Origin of the sequence: Dokdonia genika, from assembly GCF_042652845.1 — a bacterium.
Taxonomy (GTDB): Bacteria; Bacteroidota; Bacteroidia; order Flavobacteriales; family Flavobacteriaceae; genus Dokdonia; species Dokdonia donghaensis.
The window spans coordinates 1-1,719 of the sequence record NZ_JBHSHB010000006.1; the positions used below are offsets into that span (position 1 = coordinate 1).

2 protein-coding genes are annotated in these 1,719 nt (G+C 39.2%); both read right to left on the reverse strand.

Annotation, left to right across the window (positions count from 1 at the left end; genetic code table 11):
- A partial coding sequence (locus ACFO5T_RS15145) for a DUF7507 domain-containing protein (protein ID WP_465251688.1) occupies window positions 1-387 on the reverse strand: 387 nt, incomplete at its 3' end.
- Entirely contained in the window at window positions 287-1,684 is a 1,398-nt protein-coding gene (locus ACFO5T_RS00850) for a DUF7507 domain-containing protein (protein ID WP_465251689.1), read from the reverse strand. The genes ACFO5T_RS00850 and ACFO5T_RS15145, both read right to left, overlap by 101 nt.
- Window positions 1,685-1,719 lie beyond the last annotated feature (35 nt).

Genomic DNA, 1,719 nt, shown 5'->3' on the forward strand with positions numbered 1-1,719 from the left:
AGTGATTGTCTCACCAGCTTCTGCAAAACCATCTCCATCTTCATCATTGAACGTTCCAGTCTTAACAATTGCTATTGCTCCTGGATCTTCTGGTAAATCTGTAATTGTTACATCATCCTCACCTTCTTCAGTACTATCATCATCTGATGTATCTTCTACGTCATCTCCACTTGGGTTCTGACCAGTTGCAAGTGCTTGGTTTTCTACCATTCCTGCATCTACATCGTCTTGTGTTAATACATACTCAGCTACAAATGTTGTTGCATCACTAGCTCCTGGTACTAAATCAATAGGACCGCCAGTTACTGTTACTAATGGATCTGTTACAATAATGTTTGTTACTGTTACATTTCCNTACTTGTGCAAAACCATCTCCATCCTCATCATTGAACGTTCCAGTCTTAACAATTGCTATTGCTCCTGGATCTTCTGGTAAATCTGTGATTGTTATATCCTCTTCTCCTTCTACTGTACTATTATCATCTGATGTATCTTCTACGTCATCTCCACTTGGGTTCTGACCAGTTGCAAGTGCTTGGTTTTCTACCATTCCTGCATCTACATCGTCTTGTGTCAATACATACTCAGCTACAAACGTTGTCGCATCACTAGCTCCTGGTACTAAATCAATAGGACCGCCAGTTACTGTTACTAATGGATCTGTTACAATAATGTTTGTTACTGTTACATTTCCTGTGTTTGTCACTGTGAAGTTATAAGTGATTGTCTCACCTACTTGTGCAAAACCATCTCCATCTTCATCATTGAACATTCCAGTCTTAACAATTGCTATTGCTCCTGGATCTTCTGGTAAATCTGTGATTGTTATATCATCATCACCTTCTACTGTACTATCATCATCTGATGTATCTTCTACGTCATCTCCACTTGGGTTCTGACCAGTTGCAAGTGCTTGGTTTTCTACCATTCCTGCATCTACATCGTCTTGTATCAATACATACTCAGCTACAAACGTTGTCGCATCACTAGCTCCTGGTACTAAATCGATAGGACCGCCAGTTACTGTTACTAATGGATCTGTTATAACAATATTTGATATCGTAACATTTCCAGTGTTTGATACTGTAAAGTTATAAGTGATTGTCTCACCAGCTTGTGCAAAACCATCTCCATCCTCATCATTAAACGTTCCAGTTTTTACAACTGCAATAGATCCAACATCTTCTGGTAAATCTGTAATTGTTACATCATCCTCACCTTCTTCAGTACTATCATCATCTGATGTATCTTCTACGTCATCTCCACTTGGGTTCTGACCCGTTGCAAGTGCTTGGTTTTCTACCATTCCTGCATCTACATCTTCTTGTGTTAATACATACTCAGCTACAAATGTTGTTGCATCACTAGCTCCTGGTACTAAATCAATAGGACCGCCAGTTACTGTTACTAATGGATCTGTTACAATAATGTTTGTTACTGTTACATTTCCTGTGTTTGTCACTGTGAAGTTATAAGTGATTGTCTCACCAGCCTGTGCAAAACCATCTCCATCCTCATCATTAAACGTTCCAGTCTTAACAATTGCTATTGTTCCTGGATCTTCTGGTAGATCTGTGATTGTTACATCATCATCACCTTCTACTGTACTATCATCATCTGATGTATCTTCTACGTCATCTCCACTTGGGTTCTGACCAGTTGCAAGTGCTTGGTTTTCTACCATTCCTGCATCTACATCTTCTTGTGTCAATACATACT